Raw genomic sequence first — 7,247 nt, 5'->3', positions numbered from 1 at the left:
TGTCTCGTGATGATGGCGGAAAGGTCACACCTGTTCCCATCCCGAACACAGAAGTTAAGCTTTCCAGCGCCGATGGTACTTGGACCGCAGGGTCCCGGGAGAGTAGGACGTCGCGAGGCAACAGTCAATTCTAAAAAAAAGACCCAATCCACCAAGGATTGGGTCTTTTTGTGCAGAAGGGCCCTCGGAATCGGTCGAAAAAGTAGGATGGACCATTGGGAGGGAGTAGATCGTGCAAGAGATAAGTGAACGTATCTCCTCAAACCAGCCTGTTACCGTATTCGAATATCTGCAACTCTACAAAAAAATCCGCAAAGACCTGCGAAGACCTGCATGCGCCAAAGCGCATCTGGACGGCAAGCAACAGCATTTCAAACCCAGCCACTCCACGTTCCTGTTCAACTACGACGCGTTCTGCTCCCGAGTTGGGCAAGCAAAACACGTCAACAGCAAGAACAACGAAGAGGACGTCCTGCGCGTCTTCCGCGAGCATCCGCACATGATCTTGCGCGAAGAGCACTTCGCCGCCATTCGCATCAACTGGCAGGACAAGATCTCCAATATGAAAGGCATCGCCGAAGAGATCAACATCGGCCTCGACTCGCTAGTGTTCTTCGATGACGACAACCTCAATGGTCGGACAACGAATTCACCAAACCATGCAAGACTTCTACCCGATCTGCCGCAGCAATCACCGGCAACGGCGTTCGCCAAACCCTGCGTGCGCTGCAGGAGATCAACCAGATGGCGATCTTCTGGGTGCTGAACCTCTCCGACGGAACGTACTCTCTGCTCGACATCGCGATCCGCTCCAAGAACTCGCCTAACCGCAGACCAATAACTGCACAAAAAAAAGACTCAATCCATCACGGATTGGGTCTTTTTTTTCTATCGCTTCTCAATGCCTTCCAAGAACAGATGCGAGTACACGTCGGAAATATCGCTTGCCGTCAATTTGCCGCCCTCATGGTACCAACGGTACACCCAGTTGATCGACCCCAGAATCGACAGCGCCGTCACCCGTGCATTCACCGGACGGAACTCTCCGGCGGCGATGCCCTGCTCGATCACTTGCGTCCAGAAGTTGAGGTACTTGTCCGTCTGGGCTTGAATCACTTGGTGCTGATCTTCCCCCAGCGAGAACGCTTCCCGCAACAAAACGGTGGTGAGCTGGACGTTCTTGGTCACATAGCGCAGATGATGCTCAATGGCGCGCTGCATCCGCTCCCGGTTCGTAAGCGAGGCGTCGTGCAAGATCTCCTCCATCTGCCCGTTGTATTCGCCGATGGAGCGGTGGGCGAGTTGCATCAACAGATCTTCTTTGGAAGAAATGTAGTGGTACAGCGAGCCTTTTTGCAATCCGACTTCGTCGGCGATGTCTTGCACCGATGTCGCATGATATCCTTTGCGTTCAAACAGCATCACCGCTGCTTTGGTAATCTCTTCATATTTATTGGAAGCCATCCCTCGTCATCTCCTTGTCACGTTCCGGACACTCTATAACAAAGAATCATACTTGGTATTCCCTGATTCAGTCAAGCCGTATTCCGCTTGCCACCCAGAAAGGAGACTGAGCGATGGACGCGATGATCTTCGATGTGGACGGGACGTTGTTTCAGACGGAGAAGGTCGCGTTGCCGGCGTTTCGTCAAACGTTTGAAAAACTGCGCCGCCCGGCACCGACCGACGAGCAAATCCTAAACGTATTCGGCATGACAATCCCCGAAGTCTGGGAGACCCTGCTCCCCGACGCCTCGATGGACGAGCGCGACAAAGCAAACGAACTGCTCGCCCAGGCCGAGATGGAACTCATGCAAAAAGGCACCGGCGCCCTCTACCCCGCTGTGAAAAAAACGCTTCACACACTCCGCGAGGCGGGCGTGAAGCTTTTTACCGCGTCGAACGGGGAGATGCGCTATGTCGAGACGGTGATCGAAACGCAAGGCCTCACGCCGCTGTTTGACAAACTCTACTGCGCGGGCGCCTACAAAACGGAGAAAAAAGAAGAACTCGTCGCCCTCCTCCTCGACGAACAACACCTCAACGAAAAAAACACCGTCATGGTCGGCGACCGCAAATCGGACATCACCGCCGGCAAAAAAAACTTCCTGCTCACCGTCGGCTGCGACTTCGGATTCGCCAACGAACACGAACTGGACGACGCCGACGAGATCATCACATCGTTTGACCAACTCTTGACGAAGGTCAACTATAGTCAAATTGCGAGAAAATAAAAGAAACGACCCGACTTCCCCTGTGAAATCGGTTTATCCACCCCAAAACTGGGCAAAGTGAAGAGAGATGACTCTTGGAATTTTGCCCGGCCCTACATATAATGAAGTCATGAAGGTCAAAGTTAGTCAAAGTCAATGATCAGGAGGAGGGAGGTTAGCGGGCACGATGCGCAACATCTCCGACATCATTGAACAACACTTGAAGACCATCCTCACCAACTCACACGAAGGCATCATTGAGATCAAGCGAAGCGAGTTGGCCGACACGTTTCACTGTGTGCCCTCCCAAATCAACTACGTGATTTCCACACGCTTCACCATTGAGAAGGGCTATGTTGTGGAATCGAAGCGCGGCGGCGGCGGGTACATCCGCATCCAACGGGTCGGACTCGACCGGAGGAACAACGCCTTGCACCGCGCGATTCTCGACATCATCGGCAGTTCGTTGTCCGCCCGGGAAGCTGAGGGGTTCCTCGGACGACTTCTGGAGGAGAACGTGCTGACCGAGCGTGAAGTCCTGATGATGCGTGCGGTGATCTGCAGTGACATCCTCGCGCTGTCTCCACAGCTGCGCGACCAAGTGCGGGCGAATCAATTGTCGGCAATGCTCGTCGCCATTCTCAAGGGATGACCGGACCTCAAGCACTTAGGAGGGGAGACGCCAAATGATCTGTCAGGAATGCAACCAACGTGATGCCACCGTGCACTTCACGAAGATCCTCAACAACTCGAAACAGGAAATTCATCTCTGCGAAACCTGCGCTCGTGAAAAAGGCGACGTGATGATGAAGACCTTTGGTGGTCCCGGACTTGGGACAAATCCTTTTGGTGAAACTGCGTTTTCGTTCCAGAATCTGCTCAGCGGATTGCTTGGATTCGAAACACAGGGCCACACTCCGATGAGCAAAGGCATCCAAGCCCAACAGCCGGGGCCGGTCCGATGCGCCACCTGCGGACTTACCTATCCGCAATTCGCGCAGTTGGGACGCTTCGGCTGTGGAGATTGCTATACACATTTTGCCTCGCATCTGGAACCGCTGGTCCGCCGCATTCACGGCGGAGCGACGTCGCACACGGGCAAAGTCCCGCAACGCGCCGGCGGTCGGATCAAAGTCCAGAAACAAATCGAAGGGCTTCGCGTCGAACTTCAACAGAAAATTCAAGCGGAGCAATTCGAGGAAGCAGCCATCCTTCGCGACCGCATTCGCGGGATGGAGCAAGACATGAAGAGCGGACCACAAGGGGAGGTGTAAGTCGATGTCGATCCAAGACTTTGTCGCGGATGCCAGCCGCTGGATGCAAGACGACGGTCCTCACGCCGACATCGTCATCTCCACGCGAATCCGCATGGCACGGAATCTTCGAGAACTCCCGTTCCCGATGCTCGCCAACGACACGCAATCCGAAGAGGTCTTGCAACGCGTCAAGAGCGCCGTCGAGTCGGACGTTTTTGAAAAAAACGGACACGGCCGCTACGAGTTTCTCACTCTGCGCGACGTGTCCGACGTCGACCGCCAAGCATTGGTCGAGAAGTACCTGATCTCGCCCGCACTTGTCGAACACGCTTCTCGAGGCGCTGTCGCTTTGCGCGATGACGAGGAAGTGTCGATCATGGTCAATGAGGAAGACCATCTGCGTTTGCAAGTGCTCTTGCCGGGCTTGCAGCTTCGCGAAGCATGGAGCATCGCAAATGAAACGGACGACCTCTTGGAGAGTCAGCTCAACTACGCGTTCGACGACCGCTATGGATTCCTCACCGCTTGCCCGACCAACGTCGGCACCGGCATCCGGGCGTCCGTCATGCTGCATCTGCCGGCCCTCGTGGTCACCCAGCAGATCAACCGCGTGCTCTCCGCGCTCAACCAAGTCGGTCTCGTCGTGCGCGGCGTCTACGGCGAAGGCACCGAAGCGGTCGGCAACCTGTTCCAACTCTCGAACCAGATTACGCTCGGCCAGTCCGAAGAGGAGATCATCTCCAACCTCGATTCGGTCGCACGCAAAATCATCGAGCACGAACAAGCCGCCCGTCACTTTTTGCTCAACGAAAACCGCGAAGTGATCGAAGACCGCATCGCCCGCTCGTTTGGCATCCTCGCCTATGCGCGCCGTCTCGATTCCAAAGAGACGATGCAACGCCTCTCCGATGTGCGTCTGGGCATCGACCTCGGCGTCATCAAGGGCGTGTCGAAAAACATTCTCAAAGAGTTGATGGTGATGACCCAACCCGGCTTTTTACAAAAATTCCACGGGGCCGAATTGGCGCCGGGGGAGCGGGATTGGCGGCGCGCCACGCTCGTTCGCGAACGCTTGCATATGGACGAAGCCCAGATCTAGAGTCGAACCCTGACACAAGCATATTGGTGCTTTGTCCTCGAATAGATTCAAAGTACTATGGAGGTGGAACCTATGATGTTTGGACGTTTTACGGAACGCGCACAGAAAGTATTGGCATTGGCTCAAGAAGAAGCGAGCCGCCTCGGTCACTCCGGGGTTGGCACTGAGCATATCCTGCTGGGCCTCGTCCGCGAGGGCGAAGGCATTGCAGCAAAATCGCTGGTCTCGCTGGGTCTTTCCAGCGACAAAGTACAAAAAGAAGTGGAGAAGATCATCGGCCGCGGCCCCGGTCAATCCACCGGTATGGCGTACACCCCGCGTGCGAAGAAAGTCATCGAACTCTCGATTGACGAAGCTCGCAAGCTCGGACACAACTATGTCGGCACCGAGCACATCTTGCTCGGTCTGATCCGCGAAGGCGAAGGCGTGGCAGCCCGCGTGCTCGCCAACCTCGGTGTGTCGCTTAACAAAGCCCGCCAACAAGTGCTCCAATTGCTCGGCGGTGACACCCACGAATCGCATCAAGAAAACGCCCAAGCGGCGAACACCCCGACCCTCGATTCTCTGGCGCGCGACCTGACCCAGATGGCACGCGACCAGAAGCTCGACCCGGTCATCGGCCGCGCCAACGAAATCGAGCGCGTCATCCAAGTGCTCTCCCGCCGCACCAAGAACAACCCGGTGCTCATCGGGGAGCCGGGCGTCGGCAAGACCGCCATCGCCGAAGGACTCGCGCAACGCATCGTCGACAACGAAATCCCGGAAACCCTGCGCAACAAGCGCGTCATGGTTCTCGACATGGGCACCGTCGTCGCGGGCACGAAGTACCGCGGGGAATTCGAAGATCGTCTCAAGAAAATCATGGATGAGATCCGCCAAGCGGGCAACATCATCCTGTTCATCGACGAACTGCACACCCTGATCGGTGCCGGCGGTGCCGAAGGGGCGATCGACGCCTCGAACATCCTCAAGCCGTCCCTCGCACGCGGCGAACTGCAATGCATCGGGGCGACCACGCTTGACGAATACCGCAAGCACATCGAAAAAGACGCGGCCCTCGAACGCCGCTTCCAACCGATCACCGTCGACCAGCCGAACAAGGACGAAGCGATCCTCATCCTCCAAGGCCTGCGCGACCGCTACGAAGCGCATCACCGCGTGAAGATTCTCGACGAAGCGATTGAAGCGGCCGTCAAACTGTCGGACCGCTACATCACCGACCGCTTCTTGCCGGACAAAGCGATCGACCTGATCGACGAAGCGGCATCCCGTGTCCGTCTGCGCACCTACACCCAACCGCCGAACCTCAAGGAACTCGAAGAAAAACTCGAAGAGATCCGCTCGGAAAAGGAATCTGCGGTGCAATCCCAAGAGTTTGAAAAAGCGGCCTCCCTGCGCGACAAGGAACAAAAACTGCGCGAAGAACTGGAATCCCGCAAAAACGAATGGCAACAAACCCAAGTCAAAAAAGACTCTGTGGTCAACGCCGAAGACATCGCCGACATCGTCGCTTCTTGGACCGGCATCCCGGTCAAGAAACTGGCGGAGGCCGAGTCGGAACGCCTCTTGAACATGGAAGAAATTCTCCACGACCGCGTCATCGGCCAAGACGAAGCGGTCAAGTCGATCTCCCGCGCGATCCGTCGTGCGCGTGCGGGCCTCAAAGACCCGAAACGCCCGATCGGCTCCTTCATCTTCCTCGGCCCCACCGGGGTTGGGAAAACCGAGCTCGCGAAAGCTCTGGCCGAAGCGATGTTTGGCGACGAGAACGCCATCATCCGCATCGACATGTCGGAGTACGGCGAGCGCCACTCCACCGCCCGTCTCGTCGGGGCGCCTCCGGGCTACGTCGGTTACGAAGAAGGCGGTCAGTTGACGGAGAAAGTCCGTCGCAAGCCGTACTCCGTCGTGCTGTTCGACGAAGTGGAGAAGGCACATCCGGAAGTCTTCAACGTGCTCTTGCAAGTGCTCGACGACGGTCGCCTGACCGATTCCAAGGGCCGCACCGTCGACTTCCGCAACACGGTGATCATCATGACCTCGAACGTCGGGGCGCAAACGATCAAAAAGGGCGGTGCCCTCGGCTTCACCGCGAACAAAGAAGCGGACTACACCAACATGAAGGACCGCGTCATGGAAGAGCTCAAAAAGCAATTCCGTCCGGAGTTCCTGAACCGTCTCGACGACCAGATCGTGTTCCACCCGCTCGCCGAGGAGCACATCCGCGAGATTGTCGATCTGATGTCCGACGACCTCAAGAAACGCCTGCGCGAGAACGACATCCACTTCGTGCTCTCCGACGAAGCGAAGCAGTTCCTCGCCAAGGAAGGCTACGACCCGCAATACGGCGCACGTCCGCTCAAGCGTGCGATCCAGCGCCACATCGAGGACCAGCTTTCCGAAGCCCTGCTCTCGGGCAGCGTCAAAAAAGGCGACCTCGTGCGCATCGACGCCGAAGACGGCAAACTCACCGTCAAAAACGAAGGCGCGCAACAAGAAGAAATCCAACAAGCCTAAGCAAAAAGAGCTCGTGTCCGCGTCGCGGCCACGAGCTTTTTTTCAGAAATTGACTCTCGGGTATGAAACTCTTGGGGGGTCCTTGCGTATGATCTACTTAGGTCCCTTGTTGCGTGCTTGTCTTTCGTATATGATGGAGATTGGAACCTTTTTGTATGACAA

General features: G+C 56.4%; 7 protein-coding genes and 1 rRNA gene. 7 read left to right on the top strand and 1 reads right to left on the bottom strand.

Annotated features, from left to right (window positions below):
• Positions 1 to 2: 2 nt before the first annotated feature.
• Positions 3 to 119: ribosomal RNA gene (rrf, locus tag JJB07_RS22945) — 5S ribosomal RNA — on the top strand.
• 113 nt (positions 120 to 232) lie between these two features.
• A complete protein-coding gene (locus tag JJB07_RS22940; protein ID WP_201638437.1) occupies positions 233 to 766 on the top strand; it encodes a hypothetical protein in 534 nt (177 codons plus the stop codon).
• A 122-nt stretch (positions 767 to 888) separates the two neighbouring features.
• Here JJB07_RS22940 and JJB07_RS22930 read toward each other — a convergent pair whose 3' ends face one another.
• The gene (locus JJB07_RS22930) at positions 889 to 1,464 is read right to left on the bottom strand and encodes a TetR/AcrR family transcriptional regulator (RefSeq protein WP_201638436.1); all 576 of its coding nucleotides are present in this window, start codon (positions 1,462 to 1,464) and stop codon (positions 889 to 891) included.
• 113 nt (positions 1,465 to 1,577) lie between these two features.
• Between JJB07_RS22930 and JJB07_RS22925 the strand changes: the two genes are divergently transcribed.
• From JJB07_RS22925 to JJB07_RS22905, 5 genes are all read left to right on the top strand, one after another.
• The gene (locus JJB07_RS22925) at positions 1,578 to 2,234 is read left to right on the top strand and encodes an HAD family hydrolase (protein ID WP_201638435.1); all 657 of its coding nucleotides are present in this window, start codon (positions 1,578 to 1,580) and stop codon (positions 2,232 to 2,234) included.
• Between the two features lie 166 nt (positions 2,235 to 2,400).
• On the top strand, positions 2,401 to 2,865 hold the full coding sequence (locus JJB07_RS22920; RefSeq protein ID WP_201638434.1) for a CtsR family transcriptional regulator: 465 nt from the start codon (positions 2,401 to 2,403) through the stop codon (positions 2,863 to 2,865).
• Positions 2,866 to 2,899: 34 nt separating this feature from the next.
• Complete coding sequence (gene mcsA / locus JJB07_RS22915; RefSeq protein ID WP_201638433.1) at positions 2,900 to 3,487, top strand: protein-arginine kinase activator protein McsA; 588 nt, start codon at positions 2,900 to 2,902, stop codon at positions 3,485 to 3,487.
• A gap of 4 nt (positions 3,488 to 3,491) precedes the next feature.
• Positions 3,492 to 4,568 carry a protein arginine kinase gene (mcsB, locus tag JJB07_RS22910; RefSeq protein ID WP_201638432.1) on the top strand — a complete coding sequence of 359 codons (1,077 nt, stop codon included), beginning with the start codon at positions 3,492 to 3,494 and terminating at the stop codon, positions 4,566 to 4,568.
• A gap of 72 nt (positions 4,569 to 4,640) precedes the next feature.
• Entirely contained in the window at positions 4,641 to 7,085 is a 2,445-nt protein-coding gene (locus tag JJB07_RS22905) for an ATP-dependent Clp protease ATP-binding subunit (RefSeq protein WP_201638431.1), read from the top strand.
• Positions 7,086 to 7,247 lie beyond the last annotated feature (162 nt).

This window comes from Tumebacillus amylolyticus (genome assembly GCF_016722965.1).
Lineage (GTDB): Bacteria > Bacillota > Bacilli > Tumebacillales > Tumebacillaceae > Tumebacillus > Tumebacillus amylolyticus.
The sequence above is the reverse complement of the archived record's forward strand: the minus strand, read 5'-3'. Positions and strand labels throughout refer to the sequence as shown.

Coding starts and splice junctions, on each gene's coding strand:
- JJB07_RS22930 (WP_201638436.1), bottom strand. CDS start 1,464: ATGGCTTCCAATAAATATGAAGAGATTACCAAAGCAGCGGTGATGCTG.
- JJB07_RS22925 (WP_201638435.1), top strand. CDS start 1,578: ATGGACGCGATGATCTTCGATGTGGACGGGACGTTGTTTCAGACGGAG.
- JJB07_RS22920 (WP_201638434.1), top strand. CDS start 2,401: ATGCGCAACATCTCCGACATCATTGAACAACACTTGAAGACCATCCTC.
- mcsA (WP_201638433.1), top strand. CDS start 2,900: ATGATCTGTCAGGAATGCAACCAACGTGATGCCACCGTGCACTTCACG.
- mcsB (WP_201638432.1), top strand. CDS start 3,492: ATGTCGATCCAAGACTTTGTCGCGGATGCCAGCCGCTGGATGCAAGAC.
- JJB07_RS22905 (WP_201638431.1), top strand. CDS start 4,641: ATGATGTTTGGACGTTTTACGGAACGCGCACAGAAAGTATTGGCATTG.